The 23,201-nt window shown below is 70.1% G+C and carries 21 protein-coding genes; 13 read left to right on the top strand and 8 right to left on the bottom strand.

Going from position 1 to position 23,201, the window contains the following annotated elements:
- Positions 1–62 precede the first annotated feature (62 nt).
- The 3 genes from QRX50_RS00315 to QRX50_RS00305 all read left to right on the top strand — a co-directional run bounded on the left by QRX50_RS00315 (position 63) and on the right by QRX50_RS00305 (position 3,483).
- Positions 63–1,514: an aromatic amino acid ammonia-lyase gene (locus QRX50_RS00315; protein ID WP_285969987.1), complete on the top strand. Its 1,452-nt coding sequence runs from the start codon at positions 63–65 to the stop codon at positions 1,512–1,514.
- Positions 1,514–1,999 carry a hypothetical protein gene (locus QRX50_RS00310; RefSeq protein ID WP_285969986.1) on the top strand — a complete coding sequence of 162 codons (486 nt, stop codon included), beginning with the start codon at positions 1,514–1,516 and terminating at the stop codon, positions 1,997–1,999. The genes QRX50_RS00315 and QRX50_RS00310 overlap by 1 nt, the downstream gene beginning before the upstream one ends.
- A gap of 344 nt (positions 2,000–2,343) precedes the next feature.
- On the top strand, positions 2,344–3,483 hold the full coding sequence (locus QRX50_RS00305; protein WP_285969985.1) for a hypothetical protein: 1,140 nt from the start codon (positions 2,344–2,346) through the stop codon (positions 3,481–3,483).
- A gap of 67 nt (positions 3,484–3,550) precedes the next feature.
- Here QRX50_RS00305 and QRX50_RS00300 read toward each other — a convergent pair whose 3' ends face one another.
- Entirely contained in the window at positions 3,551–4,309 is a 759-nt protein-coding gene (locus tag QRX50_RS00300; protein WP_285969984.1) for an IclR family transcriptional regulator, read from the bottom strand.
- A 142-nt stretch (positions 4,310–4,451) separates the two neighbouring features.
- On the opposite strand from QRX50_RS00300, the gene QRX50_RS00295 reads away from it, so the two are divergent.
- From QRX50_RS00295 to QRX50_RS00285, 3 genes are all read left to right on the top strand, one after another.
- On the top strand, positions 4,452–5,162 hold the full coding sequence (locus QRX50_RS00295; RefSeq protein ID WP_285969983.1) for a CoA transferase subunit A: 711 nt from the start codon (positions 4,452–4,454) through the stop codon (positions 5,160–5,162).
- On the top strand, positions 5,159–5,785 hold the full coding sequence (locus QRX50_RS00290) for a 3-oxoacid CoA-transferase subunit B (protein ID WP_285969982.1): 627 nt from the start codon (positions 5,159–5,161) through the stop codon (positions 5,783–5,785). Before QRX50_RS00295 ends, QRX50_RS00290 begins: the two co-directional genes overlap by 4 nt.
- A gap of 169 nt (positions 5,786–5,954) precedes the next feature.
- Complete coding sequence (locus tag QRX50_RS00285) at positions 5,955–7,085, top strand: hypothetical protein (protein WP_285969981.1); 1,131 nt, start codon at positions 5,955–5,957, stop codon at positions 7,083–7,085.
- 28 nt (positions 7,086–7,113) lie between these two features.
- On the opposite strand, the gene QRX50_RS00280 is transcribed toward QRX50_RS00285, so the two are convergent.
- Positions 7,114–8,118: a YdcF family protein gene (locus QRX50_RS00280; RefSeq protein ID WP_285969980.1), complete on the bottom strand. Its 1,005-nt coding sequence runs from the start codon at positions 8,116–8,118 to the stop codon at positions 7,114–7,116.
- 505 nt (positions 8,119–8,623) lie between these two features.
- Here QRX50_RS00280 and QRX50_RS00275 point away from each other — a divergent pair.
- The gene (locus QRX50_RS00275; protein ID WP_285969979.1) at positions 8,624–8,953 is read left to right on the top strand and encodes a hypothetical protein; all 330 of its coding nucleotides are present in this window, start codon (positions 8,624–8,626) and stop codon (positions 8,951–8,953) included.
- A gap of 38 nt (positions 8,954–8,991) precedes the next feature.
- Here QRX50_RS00275 and QRX50_RS00270 read toward each other — a convergent pair whose 3' ends face one another.
- From QRX50_RS00270 to QRX50_RS00260, 3 genes are read right to left on the bottom strand one after another with little or no spacing between them, the layout of a single operon-like run.
- Complete coding sequence (locus QRX50_RS00270; RefSeq protein ID WP_285969978.1) at positions 8,992–9,756, bottom strand: citryl-CoA lyase; 765 nt, start codon at positions 9,754–9,756, stop codon at positions 8,992–8,994.
- A gap of 21 nt (positions 9,757–9,777) precedes the next feature.
- Complete coding sequence (locus QRX50_RS00265; RefSeq protein ID WP_285969977.1) at positions 9,778–11,298, bottom strand: class I adenylate-forming enzyme family protein; 1,521 nt, start codon at positions 11,296–11,298, stop codon at positions 9,778–9,780.
- A gap of 13 nt (positions 11,299–11,311) precedes the next feature.
- Positions 11,312–12,634, bottom strand: coding sequence for an MFS transporter (locus QRX50_RS00260; protein WP_285969976.1), 1,323 nt, complete (start codon positions 12,632–12,634; stop codon positions 11,312–11,314).
- Positions 12,635–12,732: 98 nt separating this feature from the next.
- Here QRX50_RS00260 and QRX50_RS00255 point away from each other — a divergent pair, with 98 nt between their 5' ends.
- Positions 12,733–13,527, top strand: a complete 795-nt coding sequence (locus tag QRX50_RS00255; RefSeq protein ID WP_285969975.1) for an IclR family transcriptional regulator domain-containing protein — start codon at positions 12,733–12,735, stop codon at positions 13,525–13,527.
- 236 nt (positions 13,528–13,763) lie between these two features.
- On the top strand, positions 13,764–14,912 hold the full coding sequence (locus tag QRX50_RS00250; RefSeq protein ID WP_285969974.1) for a M48 family metalloprotease: 1,149 nt from the start codon (positions 13,764–13,766) through the stop codon (positions 14,910–14,912).
- 42 nt (positions 14,913–14,954) lie between these two features.
- On the opposite strand, the gene QRX50_RS00245 is transcribed toward QRX50_RS00250, so the two are convergent.
- Positions 14,955–16,700, bottom strand: coding sequence for a LysR substrate-binding domain-containing protein (locus QRX50_RS00245; RefSeq protein ID WP_285969973.1), 1,746 nt, complete (start codon positions 16,698–16,700; stop codon positions 14,955–14,957).
- Between the two features lie 148 nt (positions 16,701–16,848).
- On the opposite strand from QRX50_RS00245, the gene QRX50_RS00240 reads away from it, so the two are divergent.
- Together QRX50_RS00240 and QRX50_RS00235 are read left to right on the top strand one after the other, a co-directional pair.
- A complete protein-coding gene (locus QRX50_RS00240) occupies positions 16,849–17,967 on the top strand; it encodes a polysaccharide deacetylase family protein (protein ID WP_285969972.1) in 1,119 nt (372 codons plus the stop codon).
- 373 nt (positions 17,968–18,340) lie between these two features.
- Positions 18,341–19,060 (top strand): hypothetical protein, encoded by a 720-nt coding sequence (locus QRX50_RS00235; protein ID WP_285969971.1) that lies wholly within the window; start codon positions 18,341–18,343, stop codon positions 19,058–19,060.
- Positions 19,061–19,114: 54 nt separating this feature from the next.
- Here the strand turns inward: QRX50_RS00235 and rox are convergent, their stop codons facing one another.
- Positions 19,115–20,530 (bottom strand): rifampin monooxygenase, encoded by a 1,416-nt coding sequence (rox, locus tag QRX50_RS00230; protein ID WP_285969970.1) that lies wholly within the window; start codon positions 20,528–20,530, stop codon positions 19,115–19,117.
- A 280-nt stretch (positions 20,531–20,810) separates the two neighbouring features.
- On the opposite strand from rox, the gene QRX50_RS00225 reads away from it, so the two are divergent.
- On the top strand, positions 20,811–21,944 hold the full coding sequence (locus tag QRX50_RS00225) for a permease (protein ID WP_285969969.1): 1,134 nt from the start codon (positions 20,811–20,813) through the stop codon (positions 21,942–21,944).
- 212 nt (positions 21,945–22,156) lie between these two features.
- Here the strand turns inward: QRX50_RS00225 and QRX50_RS00220 are convergent, their stop codons facing one another.
- Positions 22,157–22,639, bottom strand: a complete 483-nt coding sequence (locus tag QRX50_RS00220; RefSeq protein ID WP_285969968.1) for a MarR family transcriptional regulator — start codon at positions 22,637–22,639, stop codon at positions 22,157–22,159.
- Positions 22,640–22,756: 117 nt separating this feature from the next.
- Between QRX50_RS00220 and QRX50_RS00215 the strand changes: the two genes are divergently transcribed.
- Complete coding sequence (locus QRX50_RS00215) at positions 22,757–23,200, top strand: nitroreductase family deazaflavin-dependent oxidoreductase (protein WP_285969967.1); 444 nt, start codon at positions 22,757–22,759, stop codon at positions 23,198–23,200.
- The last annotated feature ends 1 nt before the right edge of the window (position 23,201 follow it).

Genomic DNA, 23,201 nt, shown 5'->3' with positions numbered 1-23,201 from the left:
GAGCGAATGAATAGTTTCATGTCACCATAGGAATGAATGAAAACTTGTCAAGAGGGGTGGCGATGACCGACTCCAGCCGCATCGAGATCAGCGGGTCCGGCCTCCGCTGCGCCGACGTGGTCCGCGTGGCGCGTCGCAGCGCGTGGACGGAGCTGGCGCCCGAGGCCGTGACCGGCGCCGCGGCCAGCTATGAGCTGGCGGTGGAGCTGGGGGCCAAACGCGCGGTCTACGGCCGCACCACCGGCGTCGGCGCGAACCGGCACACGGTGGTCGACCCGGAGTCGGCCGACCACCACGGATTGCGTCTGTTGCGCAGCCACGCCGGCGGCACGGGCGAGCCGCTGGCGGACGAGGTCGTGCGCGCTGTGATGGCGGTCCGGCTCAATCAGCTGGCGGCCGGCGGCAGCGGCGTGCACCCGCGCCTGCTGCGTGCTCTGGAGACCGCACTGCGAGTCGGGGCTCTTCCCCTGGTGCACTCGCGCGGCGCCATCGGCACCGGTGACCTGACCGCGTTGGCCGAAGTCGCGTTGACGCTGGCCGGCGAGCTGCCCTGGGCCGCCGGCGACCTCGACCCACTGCCGATCAGCCCGGGCGACGCGCTCGCGTTCATCTCCAGCAACGCCGCCACCCTCGCCGAAGCCGTCCTGGCCTGGCACGACCTGCGCCGGCTCCTGTCCGCTTCCCATGTGGTGACGGCGTTGACCTTCTGCGCTCTCGGCGGCTCCGCCGAGGCCTACTCGGCGCGCGTCCACGCCGCCCGCCCCCACCCCGGCGCCGTGTTCTGCGCCGCCGAACTTCGCCGCCTGCTGCTCGAAGGCGACGAGGTCGTGGAGGGCCGCCGCCTTCAGGACCCGTTCGGCCTGCGCGCCTTCCCGCAGGTCCAGGGCCCGGCCCTCGACGCGGCCGCCTCGGTGGAGCGGGTCCTGGACATCGACATCAACGCCGCGGCCGAGAACCCGCTGATCGACGTGGAGACCCAGCAGGCCTACCACCACGGCCAGTTCTCGACGGCCCACGTCGCACTGGCTTTCGACCACCTGCGGGCCGCGCTGCACCACGTCGCCGAGCTGTCCACGGCCCGCCTCGGCGATCTCGTGGAACCGGACCTGAGCGGCTTGCCCCCGTTTCTCGCCCAGGGCCCCGCCGGAAGCTCCGGAATCATGATCCTGGAATACGTCGCCCACGACGCCCTGGGCACCCTCCGCCACGCCTCGTCCCCCGTGACGCTCGGCACCGCGGTCATCTCCCGCGGCCTGGAGGACCACGCGAGCTTCTCCACGCACGCCGTCCGCAGCACGGTCGCCGCGACCGCCGCCTACCGCACCGTGCTGGCCTGCGAGCTCCTCGCCGCCGTGCGCGCCCTGCGCCTCTCCGGGGTCGCCCTGCCGGACACCCCGCTGCGCGAAGCCTTCCGCCTCGCGGAGGGCACCCTGCCCTACCTCGCGGAGGATCACCCACTGAGCGCCGAAATCAGCCTGGCGGAGCGGTTGTTGGACCGGCTCGCTGTGCTGTGATGAGCTTCGAGGAACGGCTGGCGGCGCTCGTGGGGAGGCTCGGTGTCGCCCCTCGTGACCTCGACGACGGGCACGCCCGATGGGCCGTGTACGCCGAGGCGGTCGGGCGGGCCGAGGAGTGGCCGGCGGTGCTGGACCTCATCGAGGACGAGCCCGACCTGCCCGTCGCGGCTGCGGTCGTCGTTCGGGCATTGGATGTTCTGCCGGAGGCTCAACGGGCGGACTTCGTAGCGGCCCTCCCCGAAGGCCGCAGCCGCGAGTTCGCGGCGACCCGGGCGCGCGAACTCGTCATCCTTGACCGGGTGGCTGCGGGCGACGGCCCGGAGTTCGACGTACGACGTTGGACGAACTGGTTGCAGCTGCGGGCGGCCACCACGATCAACGTCGAGCAGACCCTCGAAGCCCTGAGCTCCAGTGGCGCCACCAGGCGCATCCGGAGCGCCGCGGCGCAGCGACTGCGTGTTGTCCGCGGAGCCGGCTCCTGAATCCGCGGTCAGCTGGTCCGGCCTGCGTGCCGTGAAAAAGCTGGGCGTTCTACGGGAGATCCGGCGCGCCCAGTGTCCGAAAAGGATTTCAGACCGCGGCGGAACCGGCTACGTCGAGTGGGGCCGGGGGCGTGCCCGAACGTCATCGCCGGTCGCGGCGTTCTTGAGATGACCTGAGGCGCTGGTTAGCCTGGCCGCACCCGAGCCACGTGGACGGCCTCGTCGGTGTACGCGGTACGGCGTTCTGGGGACCGGAACGCCGACGACAAGAGCGGTACGACCATGGAACTGCGGCCCAGGCACCAGACTGGCGGGCGTGTGCCTGACGGAGAGCACGGCTCGCGGTGAGCGGCAGAGCGGAAGGCGCCGGCCAAGCAGGCACCGCGGCCACCACACGCCACCCCGCGATCAGCCGCCCAGCACGGCATCGCCGAGCCGACCCGACCGGGCCCGGCACGTCGCGCTGGGTGCGGCAGCCCGGGCTCGGCCTGGCCGGCCTCGTGCCGGTGATCGTGGTCGCGGTGCTGATCGCCATCGGGGCCGGGGGTGCGGAGTCGTCGTTGCTGGTGCTCGCGCCGATCGTGACGTTCGCGTTGCCGGTGGTGTCGATGATCGCGTTCTGGTGGGAGGACTGGCCGAGCACGCGGCTCGGGCCGGATTGGGCGGGCTGGGCGGACCTGGCGCTCATCGCGGTGGGCGGGATCGCGCTCACGCTCTTCGGTGAGGCCGTGGTGGGTCACCTGTCGCTCGCGGCGATCTTCGATCCGACGCCGGAGAACCTCGAGCTGAGCACCTTCCCCGTGACCATGCCGCTCGCGGGCGCGGCGTTCGTGGTCATGCTCCAGCTGACACTGGTGAGCGAACACTGGCCGCTGCGGCTGTGGCTCAAGCCCATCCCCGGCGGCATCTGCGCGGTGGTGCTGTCGTGGGCGATCTCGATCCTCCTCTACGTGCTGCTGCTCGGCGCAACCCCGTTCAAGGGTGGCGGCCACGGCCTGCTCGATCCCGGTGTGTTCGGCGCGGTGCTCACGTTCATCGGCGTGTGGCAGGTGCTGCTGTTCGTGATGTGGCGCGGCTGGCCGTTCCACTACGTGCGCAAGCAGTGGGTGCGGTTCGTCTGCGCGAACGTCGTGACCATCGGCGCCGGCATCCTCACCTACGTGGTGCTGCGGGGATTGCCCGTCCCGACGCTGTCCGCGCTCGCCGGCGACTTCGTGGCCGCGGGGCTCGTGGTCGGCATGCTCTTCGAAGACGCCCTGCCGGCACGCGGGCCCGCGTGGCTCGAACGAACCGTGTCCCTGCTCCTGACGCTCGCCCTCGCCGCGGTGCTGCACGTGGCCCTGCTGGCGCTGGCGGAAGAACTGCACTGGAACCGCGGCACGCCGATCGGCTGGGTCGGCCACGTCACCCTCAACGCCATCGGCGTGTCCGTGATCCTGCACGTCGCGATCGGCCGCCGCTGGCCGCTCGCGCGCAAGAGCTGAGACCTACGCGGGTTTGCGCGCGACGTAGCAGAGGTCCTTTCTTCTAGTCCACTGTGGACGATGGAACCTACGCCGAGGAGAGTTTCCGGGTCAGCGCATGGGCTTCACGCAGCAGCAGCGCGCCCAGCTCGGTCAGCCGGTCCGGCGGGAAGCGGAACGCCACGCCCGTCAGCGAAAGTGCCCACGCCGGCGCGCCCGAGCGGCCGAAGACCGCGGCCGCCAGGCCCCAGCTGCCTTCGACGACCAGGCCCGGGTTGAGCGAAAAGCCCGTCTCGCGGGTGCGCGCGATGCGGGCCCGGAGCTCGTCGGCACTGTGCGCCGCGCCCCACCGCTGCGTCAGGTCGACGCGGCCGAGGTACTCGGCGATGTCCCGGTCGGGCAGGAAGGACAACACAACGAGCCCCGCCGAGACGACGCCGAGGGGGAAGCGCGCGCCCTCGTACAGGACGAACGAGCGGATCGGGAAGCTGCCGTCTTCGCGCAGCAGGCACACGGTTTCGTCGCCGCGGCGGGCGGAGAAGAACGCGCTCTCGCCCGTGGCCTCGGCCAGGCGGTGGACGCTCGCGCGGGCGTGCTCGGTCACGTCGTAGCGCTGGGCGGCGACCTCGCCGAGCAGGTACAGCTCCGGGCCCAGGTGCCACTGGCCGGTGCGCTGGTCGCGGTCCACGAACCCCTCGTCGCCCAGTGCGGTGAGCAGGCGGTGCGCGGTCGGGCGGGCCAGGCCGGCAGCGCGGGCGACCTCGGTGGTCGTCGAGCCCTGGCCGTGGGACAACGCGCGCAGCACCGCGGCCGCGCGGCCGACGAGGTGGTCCGGTGCGCTGGTCATGTCCACATCCTACGTTCGCTGAGTGAACGCCACAATCGATCGGTGACCGCCGAGTGAGAGGCCCGTGCACCACCGTTGACCAGGTCCGTTCACGTGCCGTTCAGTGGCCCGATCCGATCATTCAGTGGACGGGAGGAACACCTTGCCGACGATTCACCGCAGCGCCGCCGAAGCACTCGCGGGCGTGCTCACCGACGGCGCCACCCTCGCCGTGGGCGGGTTCGGCCTGAGCGGCAACCCCACGGACCTCATCGAGGCCGTGCGCGACTCCGGCGTGCGCGACCTGACTGTGGTGTCCAACAACATGGGCGTCGACGGCCAGGGCCTCGGACTCCTGCTCGAAAACCGTCAGGTGTCCAAAGTGGTCGCGTCCTACGTCGGCGAGAACAAGCTCTTCGCCCGCCAGCTCCTCGACGGCGAGCTCGACGTGGAGCTCGTCCCGCAGGGCACCCTCGCCGAACGCCTGCGCGCCGGCGGGTCCGGTATCCCCGCGTTCTACACGCCGACCGGCGTCGGCACTCCGGTGGCCGACGGCAAGCCCCACGCCGAGTTCGACGGCCGCACCTACGTGCTCGAACGCGGCATCGTCGCCGACGTGTCGCTGGTCCACGCCCACACGGCCGACCGCGCCGGCAACCTCACCTACCGCTTGGCCGCGCGCAACTTCAACCCGCTCGTCGCGGCCTGCGGACGCGTCTGCCTCACCGAGACGGAGATCCTGCTGGACGACTTCGTCGACCCGGAACACGTGCTGACACCGGGTGTGTTCGTCCAGCGGCTCGTCCTCGCGAGGAAACGGGAAAAAGCCATCGAGAAACGCACCGTCCGCCCGAAAGAGGTGGCTCACGCATGAGCTGGACCCGCGACGAAATGGCCGCCATCGCCGCGCGTGAACTGCGCGACGGCGACTACGTGAACCTCGGCATCGGCATCCCGACACTGGTCGCGAACCACGTTCCCGACGGCGTCCACGTGACGCTGCAGAGCGAGAACGGCATCCTTGGCCTGGGCCCGTTCCCGGTCGAGGGCGAGGAGGACGCCGACCTCGTCAACGCCGGAAAGCAGACCGTCACCGTGGCGCCGGGCGCGAGCTTCTTCGACTCGGCCACGTCGTTCGCCATGATCCGCGGCGGCCACATCGACCTGGCGCTGCTGGGCGCGTTGCAGGTCGCCGCCAACGGGGACCTCGCCAACTGGAGCGTGCCCGGCACGCTGGTCAAGGGCATGGGCGGTGCGATGGACCTGGTCGCGGGCACGAAACGCGTGGTCGTGCTGACCGATCACGTCGCCAAGGACGGCGAGCCGAAGCTGGTGTCGCGTTGCACGCTCCCGCTGACCGGCGCCGGCGTGGTCGACCGCATCGTCACCGACCTCGCCGTGCTCGATGTCACCCCGGACGGGCTGCGCCTGGTGGAAGTGGCGCCGGGGGAGGACGCGGCGGGCGTTCGCGCGCGTACCGGTGCCCCGGTGGCGTGAGACGTCACTGTCTTTTTGGAATGTTTTGTTGGACCGTTTTTCTGGAAACAGTGCCTTTTCGGTCCTGTTGTCGGGTGACCCGAATCTCCCTTGGTAATGACCGAGTGCGCCACCGCGAACTCAGAGTGGTCAAGAATTTTTACCACCTGTCAGAACAAGGGGAACCACGGTGCAGAAGAACAGACGGGCCGGAGTCTTCGGCAGATCCATCGCGGCTGCCGGTGCGTTGTCGCTGCTCGCGCTGGCGACGGCAGCACCGGCGAGCGCCGACGAGGCGCCGTCGACCGTGGACCAGGACGTCACGCAGCTCACGCAGGAAGTCGACGACCTGGCCGCCATCGTCTACGGCTCGGGGCTGAACAACGCCGACTCGCTCTTCGACTCGCCGGCCGGACCCGCCGCGGCCGCGCGGGGCTTCGCGGCGAGCGACCCGGCCGGCTGCACCGACGGCGCGCTGGTCACCTACGCGCGTGGCCTCGAGGCCGGCCTGACGCCGACCGAGGACCAGGCGTTCAACACGCTTTCGCTGCTCGTGGAGATGTACGCCGAGGGCGTGGAGACCGAGCAGACGGCCGAGCCGTTCGGGACCGACGGCCAGTACACGGCGCGCGCCGCGGCCACCATCACCAAGCTGCGCGCCTTCTGGGACATCGACAGCTCCGACATCCAGCTCGTCCCCTGGAAGGGCACCGACCTCGCCGATCGGGCCAAGATGACCAAGATGTTCGCCATCGGGTTCTCACCGGTGCGGGCGGCGCAGGCGGCCGTGCTCACCGACAAGGTGCTGGATGAGCTGCCGGTGTTCCAGAACGGCAGCAACCCGCTGCTGACCCTGAACTCCTACGCCGTGCCCGCCGGGTACCTGGGTGGCCGGCGCGTGGTTCTCGGCGACGGCGAGCTCGAGACGATGCGGATGCTCGGCGTCGAGGACGTGTCCGTGGAAGCGATCGTCGGCCACGAGTTCGGCCACCAGGTCAACTTCGCGAACGGCAACAACCCGGCCGACGAGTCGAGCGAGATGGGTCCCGACGCCTACGCCGGCTACTTCGTCGCGCACGCCAAGGGCATGGGCTTCAACGCCACCCTTCAGCAGCACGTCGGTAACCTCAACGCCGACATCGGCTCCTGCAACCGCAATCACGGCACTCCCGAGCAGCGCCGGGCCGCGGGCCAGTGGGGTGCGGACCAGGCCACGAGCCAGGCCGACCCGAACGAGATCGTCCCGTCGGGGACGATGATCGACGCCTTCAAGGCCGAGTACCCCGTGATCATGGGGTCCGCGGCGCTCGCGCGCAGCTGATTCCCCGGCGGCGGCCCGGTGTCGCGGCTCAGAAGGCCAGCGACACCGGGTACGCCGCCGCGAGGAGCACGATCACCACGCCGTTGAGGATCCGGTAGTCGCGCAGGATGCCGATGAACTCACGGATCGTGGCGCTGGGCACGTAGTACCAGGCGGTGTGGGAGCCGACGACCTGGCCGTTGACCTTGAGGCGCCGCGCGAGCATCGCGGTGCGGAAGGCGTGGAAGTTGTTGGTGATGAGCAGGCAGCGGTAGCCGGGTTTGCGCTCGGTCATCAGCTCGCGGCTGTAGAGCAGGTTCTCGCGTGTGGTCGTGGAGCGGTCCTCCAGCACGATCTCCTCGCGCGGAATGCCGTGGGCCACCAGGTAATCGGCCATCGCCTCGGCTTCCGGTTGCGTCTCGTCGGCACCCTGGCCGCCGGACGTGACGAGCGTGGGCGCCGCCCCTTGCGCGACACCCGCGTCGTACAACGCCCGCCCCCGGTCGAGCCGGCTGGCCAGCAGCGGCGGTACCGCGCCCCGGATCAGCCGCGACCCGTGCACCACGATGAAGTCCGCACCCTTCGTCGGCCGCAGCAGCCCGTAGCCCACGGAACACAACACGAACGCGGCGAACGCCAGGCTGAGGTAACCGAGCACAATGGACACACTGATGATCACCACCTCCACCGCGCGCGGCACCGCGTTCTTCCCGAGCACCAGCAACGCGGGCCCGAACGCGAACATCGCCAGCCCCGCGAGCAGCGACAGCAGGTTCCCCAGCCGACGACCCTCGCGGCGCACCATCTGCAGGCCGTTGAGCACGAGGAACGCCGGCAGCAGTACGGCGATCACGAGGAAGAACGCGATCGCCAGCACGCTGCCGTCGACCACGTCGTGCACCGCGGGGATGTCCAGCGACGCGAAGATCACCCCGACCGCGAGGAACAGCAGCCCCGCCAGCAACAGCACGCCGTTCAGCAACCGCCGCCGCTCGAAGCGGAAGCTGATCGCGAAGCCGGCGAAGAACGGGATCGACGTGAGCAGGTAGGCCACGCTCAGAAGATAAGGCGATCATGGCCTGGTGGGCGGGCTGTACAGCTTCCCGTTCGAGTGAACCGCGCCGGGCGCGGTCACCTCCGGCGCGGGACGCTGCCGGGTAGCCTTGCCGCCGTGATCCACCACGTGCAAGTGGCCTGCCCGGCCGGGGCGGAGGACGCGCAGCGCGCCTTCTACACCGGGGTGCTCGGGTGGCCCGAGCTGCCGAAACCGCCACTGCTCGCCCAGCGCGGCGGGTGCTGGTTCCGCGTGCCCGGCATGGGTGGGCCGGACGGGGAGCTGCACGTCGGCGTCGAACCGGACTTCCGGCCCGCGGCCAAGGCGCACCCGGCGTTCGTGGTCGACGTGGACGCCACGGCGGACGCGGTGGCGGCCGCCGGGCACCGGGTGGTGTGGGCGGACCCGGCGGAGATCCCCGGACGGCGCCGGTTCCACACGTTCGACGCGGTGGGCAACCGCCTCGAGTTCCTGGAAGGCTCACGCGCCGCAGAAAGCCGTCGCCGTGGCCGGTGGCGTGGTGCTGGGCGCCGGCACGTACCTGACTCAGCTGACGCCGCTGGGCTGGACGACCAACTCGATCGCCACCTGGTCCGCGCTCGCGTTCCTCGTCGGTTGTGCCGGCGGGCGGCCGTCGTGGCGCGTCGCCGCGCCGAGCCGGCTGCCCGGCCGGTGCCGCCACCAGGCCGCGCCGAGGCCGAACACGATCCCTGCCGAGGGCGGCTGGGACTGCGACGAGTCCCCGCAGGCGCTCGGTAAGCGCTTCCAGCTGCCGGAGCAGTTCGAGTCCCGCCGCGACGAGATCCTCGGCCGGCTCGAACCGATCGACATCTGAGGGCGACGGGGCCGGGCGCGCGCCCGGCCCCGGACCGCTCACTGGTGGTGGCGGGACGCGGCTTCGTCGACCTCACGCCAGATGGCCGGCGCCGTCGGCCTGCGGATCTCCTCCAGCACGTGGCCGACGAGGCCGACGGCCCGCGCCATCACGCCGATGCCCCGCGCGGCGCGCCAGTCGATGCCCAGCCCCGACGCGATGGCGCCGATCGCGCCGGTGACGTTGACCGGGAGCACCTTGCCCAGCGCGATTCCCGCCTGGCGCGCGACTTCCCGGATCAACGCGACCTCCGGCCCGGTGAGGCCGGCCTCGTCGAGCAGCGTGAACAGGCGTTCCGCCCGCGGGTCGAGCGGCTTGTGGATGGGGTGGCCGATGCCGGGGATGAGCGTCTTCGCGGCGACGAACCGGTCGACGATCGCGCCCGCCTCCGCGGCGAGGTCGCCTTCGAGATTCGCCTCCTGCACGTATCGCGCGGCCCCTTCGATGGAGCCGACGAACGTGGTCCCGAGCCCCAGCAGGCCGGCCGCGACCGCGCTCTGCAGCGAATCCGGCGCGCCGTAGTGCGTCAGCCGCGCGGCGATGGCGCTCGGCGTCATGCCGTGCTCGACCAGGCTGACGGTGAGCGCGTTGAACACTCCCGACTCACCCGGTGTCGGCAGGCGGCCTGTGAGCTCCAGGAAACCCATGTCGCCCAGGTTGACCTTGCCCACGAGGTCGTCGACCAGGTCGTGGCCGAACACCGTGATGCTCTTCGAGGTGCTCCAGCTGATGTCGGAGCGGAACTCCGGTGAATCACCCAACATGCGTGTTCCTTCCTTCGACGCTCAGGCTCGCTTCTCGAGCTCGCCGCGGACGACCTTTCCGGACGCGTTGCGCGGCAACGTCTCCGGCGCCACGAACCGGATCTCGCGCGGCCGTTTGTACTTCGCCAGCCGTTCTCCGCACAGCTCGATCAGCTCTTCCGCAGACACGGCCGTCTCGCCGGACCGGGCCACGAACGCGACCGGTACCTCACCCCACGTCGGGTCGGCGCGGCGGACGACAACGGCTTCGAGCACTTCGGGGTGGCGCAGCAGGGTGCGCTCGATCTCGGCGGGATAGATGTTCTCGCCGCCGCTCTTGATCAGGTACTTCGCGCGGTCGACGAAGTCCAGCGTGCCATCGGGGTTGCGCACGAACACGTCGCCGAGGTGGAACCAGCCGCCGCGGAAGTCGTGCGCGGTGGTGTCCGGGTCGTTCCAGTAGCCGCTGAACACCGTGGGCCCGCGCATGCAGATCTCGCCGGGCTCGCCGTCGGCGACGTCGTGGTCGTCCGGGTCGACGAGCCGGATCTCGCAGTAGCCGCTCTGCACTTTGGACAGTGACCGCGGCTCGACCCCGACGGCGAGCGCGTCACCCGAGGCCGGCGGACACCCGGTTTCGGTGGTGCCGAAGGTGTTCGCGAACGGCGCGCCGAGCAGCGCGGTGATCTCGGCGATCTCGTCCGGCCCGATGAGGTCCGGCATCACCCCGCACAGGCGCACCTCGGCGGGCGTGATCTGCTTGTCCCGCAATACATCTGCGAAGCGCCGGACGGTGCCGGGCATGAGCAGCAGCCAGCCGAGCCGTTCGGTGGCCACCACGTGGGCGAGCTCGGCCGCGTCGAAACCGTCGACGACCACGACCTTGCCGCCGCTGATGAGCGTGCTCACCGAGTTGTCGAACGCGCCCATGTGGCTCAGGGGCGACCAGGCGACGAACGCGTCGTCACCCGCGAGGCCGTACTCCGCGCGGGTGGCGGAGCTGCGCGCGATCTCGGCGCGGTGGCTGATGGCCGCGCCCTTCGGCACACCCGTGGTGCCGCTGGTGTAGATGATGATCAGGACGTCTTCCGGCTTCGCCGCCGACGGTTCGGCCCACGGGGGCGTCGCCGCGAGTTCCGCTTCGAAGGCCGCACCGAGCAGCAGCCGCGGCCGGGAACCCAGTGGTGCGGCGAACTTCTCGTCGGCCCGCGGCGAGGTCACCAGCACCGTGGGTTCGACGAGGTCAAGGCAGGCCACGAGCTCGTCGGCGCCCGCCCGGAGGCCGGGGCACGCGACGATTGCGCCCAGCAGCGCCACGGCGAGCGTGATCTCCAGGTATTCGGTGCGGTTCTCCGAAACCAGCGCCACCCGGTCTCCGCGCCGCACCCCTCGGCTCGCCAGCAGCGCGGCGATGCGGCGGCTGCGGTCGGCCAGCTCGCCGTAGGTCACCTGCCGCTCACCGGACTGCAGCGCGACGCGGCCGGGGTGCGTCCGGGCGCGGTCTTCGAAGAGCGTGCCCACCGTGCTGGCTGCGGCGTCGAGCACGAGGTTTCCCGTTGTCATGCGCGGTTCCCGTTCAGATCAGGGCCGAACCGGTGCGGCCGGACTCGGTGACGACGTCTTCGGCCGCGTCGTGCGGGCGTACCAGCAGCACTCCGACGATGCCGATCACGCTGGTCAGCGCCATCCAGCCGGCGATCGCCCACGGGCTCCCGTGCAGCCAGCCCAGCAACGCCGTGGCGATGAGCGGCGCGAGGCCGCCGCCCACGACGGTGCCGCCTTCGCGGCCGACGGAGATGGCGCTGTAGCGGCTGCGTGTGCTGAACAGCCCGGCGAAGTAACCGGCCTGGATGGCGTCGGTCGCCGCGCCTGCACCGGCGATCCCGACCGTGACGGCGATGATCACCGGCGCGACCCCCTTGCTGTCCACGAGCAGGAAGAACGGGAACGCGAACACGGCCTGGAAGAGCAGGCTGACGATCATCACGCGGCCGAAACCGAAGCGGTCGCCGAGGTGGCCGTAGACCGGGCAGAGCACGCACGCGACGGCGGCGCCGATGACCGTGGCCCACAGGATCTGCGATTTGCCGAGGCCGAGCTGCTTGGTCGCGTAAGTGAGGATGAAGACGGAGACGATGTTGAACGTGGCGTTCTGGCCGACCCGCATGAGGAAGATCGCGAGCATGTTGCGCGGCTGCTTGAACGCTTTGAGCAGCGGCGCGCGCTCCTGCTCGCCGGCCTGCTTGATGCGGGCGAACTCGCGCGTTTCCGGCAGGCCCTTGCGTACCCACAGGCCTACGCCGACGAGGATGACGCTGAGCAGGAACGGGATGCGCCAGGCCCACGACAGCAGCTGGTCGTTGTTCACCAGCGCGCCGATCACCACGTAGACGACCGAAGCGAGGATCAGCCCCGCGAACACCGCGCTGGACAGGAACCCGCCCCAGAACCCGGGCCGGCTGCTGCCGTTCTCCTTGGTCAGCAGCGCGGCGCCGCCCCACTCGCCGCCGGTGCCGATGCCCTGCACGATCCGCAGCACCACCAGCAGGATCGGGGCCAGCGCGCCGATCTGCCCGTAGGTGGGCAGGAGGCCGACGGCCAGCGTCGCCAGACCCATCGCGAGCAGCGTGATGACCAGCGCGTTCTTGCGCCCGATGCGGTCGCCGACGTGCCCGAAGATCGCCCCGCCGAGCGGCCGGGCGACGAACCCGGTGGCGAACGTGGCGAACGACAGCAGCGAGCCGTTGAGCGAGCTGGCCGACGGGAAGAACAGGCTCGGGAAGATCAACGCGGAAGCCGTGCCATAGAGGAAGAAGTCGTACCACTCGACCACGGTGCCGAACGTCGCGGCGATGGTCGCCCGTCTGGTCAGGTGTGCCGACTGTTCATGGGTTCGCACGCCGAGCCTCCTCGTTGAGCCGAAGCAGTGCTAAAGTTTCGCCTAGCGAATATTTTTCCGCTAGGCGGTAAACGGAGATTAGGAAGGGCATCGCGGCGATGTCAAGCGCGGACAAGGAACAGTTCGTCACCTCGCTGGCCAGGGGATTGACGGTGTTGCGGGCGTTCGGGCCCGATCAGCCCGAAATGTCCCTGAGCCAGGTCGCGGCCGCCACGGGCCTCAGCCCGGCCGCCGCGCGCCGCTTCCTGCTCACCCTCGTGGAGCTCGGTTACCTTTCGCAGGTGGACAAGCGGTTCGTCCTCACGCCGCGCGTGCTGGAGCTCTCGGCGGGCTACACACGCGCGATGAACCTGAGCAGCCTGGCGCAGCCGCTGCTGCAACGCGTCCGCGACGAGACGGGCGACAGCGTTTCCCTGACCGCCTTGGCCGGCACCGACATCCTCCACGTCTGCCACGCGCAAACGGATCGCTTGATGCGCTTCGCGATCACGCCGGGCGCGCGAGTGCCGGCGTACGTGAGCGCCTCCGGCCGCGCGATCCTGGCCCACGAACGCCCGGCCGTGGTCGATGCCTTCCTGGCGACCGCCACCCTCGCTCCGCGGACGGCTTCCACGATCACCTCCGTCGAGTCGCTGCGCGATTCACTGGCCCAGGCCCGCCAGGACGGCTACGCGGTCGTCGTCGACGAGCTCGACGTCGGCATCACCGCACTGGGCTGCCCGGTGTTCGGCGGCTCGGTGGTCGCGGGCGTCAGTTGTTCGACGGTTTCCGGGTACCTGCCGGTGCCGGAGTTCGTGGCCACGCGGCTGCCTTTGCTGAAGGAACTCGCTGCCCGGCTGGGCGAGGCGTTCGAGCGCTTTCCGGCGTTGCTGCATTCATTCGAAATGCACTGAGCGGCGCGCGAAAAGGTTGAGCCGGAGCGCCATTTTCCCCTGCCTGGCCCAGAACTTTCGTCGGTCGTTGTTGACGACCGGTCCGCTCGTACGACTTTCGGCTGGGTGCACCCGTCGAATGGTGTAGGCCATCTCGGGGGTCTTCGGTTGACGTCCGTTTCGGGGCCCGAGCCCGTCCTAAGGTGATCTTGATTTTCGATCTTGATCCCGGGTCTTTTCTCAGGAGGGGAACACCTGTGCCAAAACTTCCACGCACGCTCAGCAGAACTCTGGCCGCGGCGGGCACGCTGTGCGCGCTCACGGTGGCCACGGCCGTGCCGGCGTTCGCGGCCGAGCCGGCGCCGTCGACGGTCGAGCAGGACGTGACGCAGCTGCACCAGAACGTCGTGGACCTGTACAACGGCATGCCCGCGAGTGCGCGGGCCGGCGTCGACTCGTTGATCGACTCGCCGATCGACCACATCGGGCAGAAGCAGGGCAACGCGAAGCAGAAACCGGCAGCGGACTGCACCGAGGGCGCGCTGCTCACGTATGCGAACCAGCTCGCCTCGCAGCTCACGCCGGTCGAGGGGCAGGCTTTCGACGCGCTTTCCGCGCTCGGCCAGCTCTACGCTCAGGGCGTCGCCACCGACAAGCAGCCGCAGGTGTTCGGCACCGACGGGCAGTACACGGCGCGCGCCACCTCGGCCATTTCGAAGCTGCGCGGGTTCTGGGACATCGAGAGCTGGAACGTGCAGCTCGTCGCGTGGAAGGGCACCGACCTCGGCAGCCCGGCGAAGATGGCGCAGACCTTCGGCCTCGGCCTCGCCCCGGCGCGCGTGAAGGACGCGGCCGCGCTCGCCAACAAGGTGCTCTTCGAGCTCCCGGTGCTGCAGGGCGGCCGCAACCCGCTGCTGACGCTCAACGCGTTCTCCGCGCCCGCCGACAGCTTCGGCGGCAAGCGTGTGATGCTCGGCGACGGCATCCTCGACACCACCAACCTACTTGGCTTCGACGACGTCGCCGTGGAAGCCGTGCTGGGCCACGAATACGGCCACCAGGTCGACTTCGCCCACGACAACTTCCCGCGCAACGAGTCCGGCGAGATGGGCCCCGACGCGTACGGCGGCTACTTCGTCGCGCACGCCAAGGGGGAGGCGTGGGACGCTCGCACCCAGCAGGAAGTGACCTACCTCAACGCTTCCATCGGCGACTGCCAGCACAGCCACGGCACCCCGGACCAGCGCAAGGCCGCCGGCGCCTGGGGCGAGAAGCAGGCCACGAGCCAGGGCAACCCGAACAAGATCGTCCCCTCCGCGACGATGATCACCAAGTTCCAGAAGGAATACCCGAAGCTCGTCCCGCCGGCCACCGACCAGTCCCAGCTGGCCGCGGCGCACAGCTGAGGTTTGAACCAGCGGCCGCCCCCGGCGACGGGGGCGGCCCGCTCAGCTGTGGTCCACCGCGTAGCGCAGGTGCGTGACGTCCCGATCGGTCAGCTGCCGAACCTGCCGCAGCTCGACGCGCGTGTCGTCGAACAGCCGCCGCCCACTGCCGAGCAGGAACGGGACGAGGTGGATCTCCAGCTCGTCCAGCAATCCGGCGCGCAGCAACGCCTGCGCCGCACCCGCGCCGTGCACCAGCACCGCGCGCCCACCCGCGGCGGCCCGGGCCTCGGCCACGCACGCGTCGACGTCGGTGAAGAACCGCGCGCTGCCGGGCGGCTGGTCGTCGGGATCGACGTGGTGCGTCAGGACGTTGATCGCCACGCCGTCGTGGTGGTCGCCTTGCCACCGCCCGGCGAGCTCGAACGTCCGCCGCCCCGCGATCACCGCGCCGGTCGCCATGGCCTCCTGGTAGATCCGGCCGCTGACGCCGTCGCCGTGGCGGTCGTCGAGCCAGTTGAACAGCCGCCCGCCGCCCTCCCCGAGCTCCTGGCCGGGCCGGTCGTCGGGCCCGGTGATGAACCCGTCGAGAGACATCGACATGTACAGCCGGATGGGACCGTTCTTTTCGTGCGTCATGCGTCTGCTCCTTGTGTCGCCGGGTGCGGTCACGAGTACGTCGAACGGCGTTTCCCGAAATCGACACGCCTCCTGATTCAGCTCCAACACAGCTGAATTCCAGCAAAATTCTGCGTTGGACTCGCTGACCCGGCCGGGCGAATACTCAACGGCATGGACACCGAGACCACGGACCTCGTCCGCCTGCTGCGGCGCTTCGGCGTGCGCGCGCTGGCGTTGGCGGCGGTCGCGGCGCTCGTGGGCTACACCACGGTGGCCATGGCACTCGCCCTCGTCGGGTGCGGGCTGCTGTTCGCCAGGCCCAAGGTCACGAAAGCAGGTGCGCCAGAAGGGCCCGCGCAGCCGGGTTCGTCGGAGCCGGCCCCGGCCCGCCAGGTGGATCGCCCGGCTGAACGTGGGCTGCTCGATCCGGGCGAACGGCAGGCCGGACCGCTCGGCCACCGGCTCCGGCACGATGCTGACGCCGAGTCCGGCGGCGATGAGCTCCACCAGCAGCGGCATGTGCGTGGCCTCGCAAACGCGGTTCTGCCGCAGCCCCGCGTCGGCGAAGCGGCGCGCGACCATGGCCTGGATCCCGCTGCCGCTGAAGTCCAGGAACGGCTCGTCGTCGAGCTCGGTGAAGCGGACGCGGCGGCGCCGGCCCAGGCGGTGGCCGGGGTGGCACAGCAGCACCAGCTGCTGGCTCCACTGCGCGAAGCTGCTCAGCTCGTCGGTCAACGGCTCCTCGCCGGCGAGGAACGACAGGTCCAGCTCGCCGCTGGTGACCGCGGCTGCCAGATCGGGCACCAAACCCTCGCGCACGTGGATGCGCACGCCCGGGTACCGCGTACGGAACTCGCCGAGCTTGGCCGGCAGGTCCACCACCGTCAGCGTCTGGATGGTCCCGATCGACACGCGCCCGCTCGCCAGCCCCGCGACGGCCGCCACCTCGCCCCGCGCGGCCACCACGTCGGCGGCGATCCGGTGCGCCGCCGGCACCAGCGCGCGCCCGGCCTCGGTCAGCTCGACCCGCCGCGTGGTCCGCTCGAACAGCGGCGTGCCCAGCTCGCCCTCGAGCTTGCGGATCGACGCGCTCAGCGCCGACTGCACCACGTGCACCTCCTGTGCGGCCGCGGTGAAACTCCCGCACCGCACCACCGCGAGGAAGTGCTCGACCTGCCTCAGCTCCATTCAGCGATCCTAGTGCTCAATCATCGAGCAATGATCACCGAGTATTCGCGGGGCAGAGGAATAAGTTCCGAGCCGTTCGCCGCGCCGTCAATCCCGGGGTTCGGGCATCTGCGCAGGTAGTGTCCCTCGCCGGGGACAGGGAGGCGGTATGGCGCGGCCCAGCAGGGCGGTGATCAGGCGGCGAAGAACGGTGCTCGCGCTGAGCGTGGCGCTGGCCTTGACGTTGGTGGCGCTGCTGGTCTTCGACGACGCCCCCGCCCAGGAAGGCGGCGGCGCGAGCCCTCACGCGGCCGCGCAGCAAGCGGCTTGGCTGCACAAGCTGAGACCGGGGGAGAAGCCCCCGCAGTTCGTCCTCTTTTCCTTCGACGGCGCCGGATCCCACGAGCACTGGCAGCGTGTCCTCCCGCTGGCCAAGTCCGTGAACGCCCACTTCAGCGGTTTCCTCTCCGGCATCTACCTGTTGACCAACGACCAACGCGACCAGTACCAAGGTCCCGGCCACCGTCCCGGCAAGGCGTCCATCGGATTCGGCGGGTCGGACGAAGACGTGCGCACGCTCGTGGCCGATCTCAACACCGCCGTGGCCCAGGGGCAGGAAATCGGCACGCACTACAACGGTCACTTCTGCACCGGCGCCGAACCCAGCGTCGGACATTGGACGACCGCCGCGTGGAGAGCCGAGCTGGCGCAGTTCTTCCAGTTCGTCGACCAGGCGCGCGCCCAACGCGGCCTGAACGTCGACCCGGCCATGATCCGCGGCGGCCGCACGCCGTGTCTCGAAGGCGACTGGAAACAGGCCTTGCCCGCGATGCGGGAAGCCGGCCTGCGCTACGACTCCAGCCAGCCGTCCGAAGGCGTGCGCTGGCCCGAGCAGCTCGACGGCATCTGGGAGTTCTGGATGCCGTACGTGAAAGTGCCCGCCCTGAACAAAAAAGTGATCATGATGGACTACAACCTGTGGTTCCAGTTCAACCACGCCCGCGACGACGCCACGCGCACCGCCGAGTTCCGCGCGGACACGCTGGCGACCTACCGCGGCGCGTACCAGGCCGCGTTCGCCGGGAACCGCGCGCCGCTGGTCGTGGCCAACCACTTCAACGACTGGGCCGGCGGCGCGTTCGCCAACGCGACCGAAGACTTCATGGGTGAGGCCTGCACCAAGCCGGAAACGGTCTGCGCCACCTACAGCGAAGTGCTCCAGTGGCTGGAACTTCAGGACCCGGCCGTGCTCTTGCAACTGCAGCAGGCGCCGCCCGCGCAACCGTGAAGGTACCCACGGCGGTGTGTGGCCGGCGCGCTCCTGCGGTCGCCACGGTGGCGGCATGACGATCACACTGCAGGACGAGGTCGCTCTGGTCACCGGGGATCCCCGGCGGCAGGACGAATTTCGCCACACGCAGGCGTGCATCGGAATCCCACGGTAGCCCTGGGTGCGCGTCGAGGTCAATATCACTGCACGATGTTGTGTTCTCAAACTGGCAGCCATTGTGGACAGTTCACCCGGTCGGCCCCTCTTGTATTGCTTATTGTTGACGACCGTCGCGAGCGAGGCATATGGTGTGCGGCACTGAAAGCCCGCGGTGGCACGGACTTCCGTGCTGTTGTCAGCGGCAACCACCACGCACCGACAGGGGCGACGCATGACCTCTTCGACGACGATCCCGCAGACTCTCACCGTGATGGAGGCGTGCTTCACGCTCAATCCCGGTGTCGACGAGCAATTCTGGGCGGCGCAGGACAAGTTCGGTCCCGTGGCGGCGGCGTCGCCGGGGTTCCGCGCCGTGATCGGCGGGCCCATCGCCAACTCGCCGTGGCTGTACTTCTGCGGCAAGTGGTCGACGCCGGCGGCGATGGACGATTGGTACCACGACCGCGCGCACACGGCCGTGCAGAACAAGGCGCACCGGACGTGGTTCAAGTCGGTGTACCTGCGCAAGTGGCGCCTTCCCGCGGATGGCGAGGAGATCCAGGGCCGCGTGTTCTCCGAGATCGCCCTCGCGCGCCAGACCCCGCTGTCGGAAACCGAAGCCGCGCGAGTGCTGTCGGAGCTGACCGAAAGCCTGCCCGGGTTCGGGGTGCGGCCGTTCGAGACCGTGGTCGGCGAGTTCGAGGCGCAGCCGTTCCAGCTCGTCGGGCCGCTGCAGGAGTTCCCCGAGCTCGCGCCCGTGCGCTACCTCCTGCTCACGCACTGGGACTCACCCGCGGATCTCGACGCCTGGCTCGCGTCCCCCGGGGTCGCCGCGCTCAAGGAGCTCGGCGAGTTCGAAGCACAGCGCTACCTGCCGATCTTCCACGCCGCAGGCGAACGCGAGGGCCTCACCTCGGACGGCTTCCAGCGTGGCTGGGGCAGCGAGGCGTGACCGCGGCGACGCGGCCGGCAGCGCGAAGAACGCCGGCCGCGTCGAACCCCGGAATCAGGCGCCGAACCACCGGGAAAGCCGTGCCGCCAGCTCCTGCTGGTCCTCACCGAGCCACACGACGTGCCCGTCGGGGCGCAGCAGCACGGCGGGCGCGGCCAGCTCCTCGCTGACGTCCACGACGTGGTCCACGCGATCCGCCCAGCCCGCCACGGAAAGCGCGCCGGTCTGGTCGAGCAGCAGCCCGCGCCCGGCGTGCATCTGGGAGTAGAGCGGGCCGCGCTTCAGGTTCACGTTGCGCAGCCGCCGGCCGAGCAGGTCGGGGCCCGCGCCGAAGTCGTAGCGGATGCCGATCGCGGTGACCTTCTCGGTCAGGAACCGCCGCACTTCTTCGAAGTCCATCAGCTCCGACACGAGCCGGCGCACGGCCTGCGGGCCCGGCTCCAGCGACATCAGCTCCGCCTGGGCCCGCGTGTTGTTCAGCACGGACGCGGCCACCGGGTGCCGCTCGGCCTGGTAGGTGTCCAGCAGGTCGGCCGGCGCCCAGCCGTGCACCTCGGCTGCGAGCTTCCAGCCGAGGTTGAACGCGTCCTGGATACCGAGGTTGAGCCCCTGTCCGCCCATCGGCGGGTGGATGTGCGCCGCGTCGCCGGCCAGCAGGACGCGGCCGGATCGGTAGCGCTCGGCCAGGCGGGTGGCGTCGCCGAACCGCGACAGCCAGTGCGGAGAGTGCATGCCGAAATCGGTTCCGGCGGTCGCGCGCGTGGCCTCGCGAAGCTCCTCCAGCGTCGGCGGGCGAGTGCGGTCCTCGGCCACCTCGGGCGCGGGCGTGACGAGCCGGTAGCCGCCGGTCTCCAGCGGGCCGGCGCCGAACCCGAGCTGGGTCTTGCGGACCTCCGTCATCACGGCGAGCACCTCGTCGGCGGGCGCTTCCAGCTCCACCTCGCCCAGCAGCCACTCCTGCCGCGACGGGTCGCCGCGGAACTCGATCCCGAGCAGTTTGCGCACGGTGCTGCGGCCGCCGTCGCAGCCGACGAGGTAGCGCGCACGCAGGTGTGAGCCGTCGGCCAGCGCCGCCATCACGCCTTCGTCGTCCTGGCTCAGCCCGACGACCTCGTTGCCGTACCGCAGGTCGGCGCCGACCTCGAGCGCGTGCTCCCGCAACAGCCGCTCGACGACGGTCTGCGCCACGCCGAGCGTGTGCGGGAACGCGGTGTCCAGGTTCGGTGGGATCGGCTTGGCGATCCCCGCGAATCCCCCGATCGGGTAGGTCGTGCCGACCTCCAGGAACCGCTCCAGCAGCCCGCGCTGGTCCAGCACCTCCAGGCTGCGCGTGTGGAGCCCCAGCCCGCGCACGATCTTGCTCGGCTCGGCGTCGCGTTCCAGCACGACCACGGCCAGGCCCTGCAGCCGCAGCTCGGCCGCCAGCATCACGCCGGTCGGCCCGCCACCGGCGATGAGCACATCGATCACGAAACTTCCCCCGCTTCGGTTTCTGCTCCGGGCCGGACACCCCGGGTTCCGGCCACGGTCGACGATTGTGCGCCGTCACCAGGGTCTTGCCGCAAGCCCCGGGGTGCGGTATACGTTGGAAGTGGCAGGAGAAGTATTTCCTGCCTTTCTTTGTGTCCGAGCCTTCATATCCACGCTTCGATGTCCACGCTTTTATGTCCGCAGTGGACGGACACCGGAGCCAGTCGTACTCACGCGGCTCCCGGCACACGGAATACCCCATCCCGTATCCGGAGGTCAGGTGGCGGCGATCGGGCACGCGCTGGCGTTGGCGGGGTCGATGGCCTGGGAGATCCTCTGGGCGCTGATCCTCGGGTTCGTGCTGTCCGCCGTGGTGCAGGCGGTGGTGCGCAAGTCCACGATCGTGCGGCTGATGGGCGACGACCGGCCGCGGACGCTGGCGGTGTCGTCGCTGCTGGGCGCGGCTTCGTCGTCGTGCTCCTACGCGGCCGTGGCGCTGGCGCGGTCCCTGTTCTGCAAGGGCGCGGGCTTCACGGCGGCAATGGCGTTCGAGATCGGGTCGACGAACCTGGTGGTGGAGCTCGGCATCATCATGGCGTTGCTGCTGGGCTGGCAGTTCACCGTCGCGGAGTTCATCGGCGGGCCGATCATGATCGTGCTGGTGGCGGTGCTGTTCCGGCTGTTCGTGCGGCAACGGCTGATCCGCGCCGCGCGTGCGCAAGCCGACCGGGGTGTGGCCGGGTCCATGGAAGGCCACGCGGCGATGGACATGTCCGTGGCGGGCCAGGAATCGTTCCTGCGCCGCCTGGCTTCCGGCGCCGGGTTCACCGCGGTGGCGCACGTGTTCGTGATGGAGTGGGCGGCGATCCTGCGTGACCTGGTCATCGGGCTGCTCATCGCGGGCGCCATCGGCGCCTGGGTCCCCGATTCCTTCTGGCGCGCGTTCTTCTTCGTCGACGACCCGCTCGCCTCGGCGTTGTGGGGTCCGCTCGTCGGCCCACTGGTGGCGATCCTGTCGTTCGTGTGCTCGATCGGCAACGTCCCGCTGGCCGCCGTGCTCTGGAACGGCGGCATCAGCTTCGGCGGCGTGCTGTCTTTCGTCTTCGCCGACCTGCTGATCCTCCCGATCCTCAACATCTACCGGAAGTACTACGGCCTCCGCATGGCCCTGGTCCTGTTCGGCACCTTCTACGCGGCCATGGTCGTGGCCGGCTACGCCATCGAGCTCCTCTTCGGTGTCACCGGCCTCACCCCGACGGAGCGCACCGCCACCGTCGGGGAGAGCGGCATCTCCTGGAACTACACGACGTGGCTGAACATCGCCTTCCTGCTGCTCGCGGGCCTGCTGGTCGTCCGCTTCGCCCGGACCGGGGGCCGCTCGATGCTGCGGATGATGGGCGGCGCCCCGGCCTGAGCAGGGTGGGGCGGATGTGGCGCAGGACACTGTGCCGTTTCGATCTTCCAGCCCGGGGGTAGCTGATCTTTCGGTGCCGGGGGGACCCGAAGACCACGCGCAAGGAGGGAGTGCCGGCGGAACGCGATTCCGCCGGCACTTTCGTTTGCGGGGTCAGACGGCCACTCGCGCGTCCAGCTCGCGAACCTGGTGCTGCGCAAGGACGAAACCAGCTAGGGGGCCAGCTCCTCCGCCGAATCCTGCCCAGCCGTCGACGTCCGGCGGAGGAAGTCGGCGATCACTTCGAGCTCGGCGTCGGAATAACGGTCGCAGAGCTCGTCCATGCGAGTGTTCATGCCGGAGAAAACCTGAAACAGCTCGGCGTTGCGCTCGCGCACCCCGCGCAGCGTCACGGCGCGGCGGTCGGCCGACTCGGGGTCGCGCTCGCGCACGATCCACCCGGCCTTCTGCAGGCGGTCCAGGATGCCGGTCAGCGTCGCGGGGTGCAGCCCGGCGCGGCGAGCCAGCTCGGTCGGCGACAGTGGGCCGTGGCGGTTGATGAAGTCGAGGCAGGTCCAGTCGACGTCGCGCACCTCCACGCGGCCGCCGAAGCGGCGGTTGAGCAGCGACAGCTGGATGTTCAGGTCGCGGACGGCGTCCTTGACCGACGTCGTCAGCTGGCGTCGCCGCCGCGCCGTGGCCCGGTCTGGGCTCATGCCGCTGCCCCCTCGTGGTTCGTATGGAACCCGTAGGGTATCGCGGCCGACGTACCCCGGTTATCTACGTGTTAGATATTATATCGTTCTCGTAGAACTTGAGGTACGCTCGGCGGCATGAGCACAGACAGCTACCGCCGGATGACCAACACCATCAACAAGATCATCGTCGGACTGCAGCGCAGGGGGATCGCGTTCGGGCCGATGCAGCTGCTCACCGTGAAGGGCCGGCGCACCGGGCGGCCGCGCACGTTCCCCATCGCCGTCAACGAACTCGGCGGCGGCCGCTACATCTTCCAGGCCTTCCCGAAAGCGGCGTGGGTCGCCAACGTGCGCGCCGCGGACACCGTCACGCTCACGAGAGGTCGAAAAGCCCTGACCGCGCGGCTGGTCGAGGTCCCGGTGGAGGACCGGCGTCCGCTGCTGCGCCAGTTGGTCGCCACGAGTCCCGCCAGCGTCGGCAAACGCTTCGTGACGACCGGGCTGGCCGGGGCCGCTTCACCGGATGCCGTCGCCGAGTCGGCCCACCGGATCGCGGTGTTCCGCGTCGAACCCGCCTGAT

Origin of the sequence: Amycolatopsis sp. 2-15, assembly GCF_030285625.1 — a bacterium.
In the GTDB taxonomy this organism is placed as follows: domain Bacteria; phylum Actinomycetota; class Actinomycetes; order Mycobacteriales; family Pseudonocardiaceae; genus Amycolatopsis; species Amycolatopsis carbonis.
This window is presented reverse-complemented; position numbering and strand designations above follow the sequence as displayed.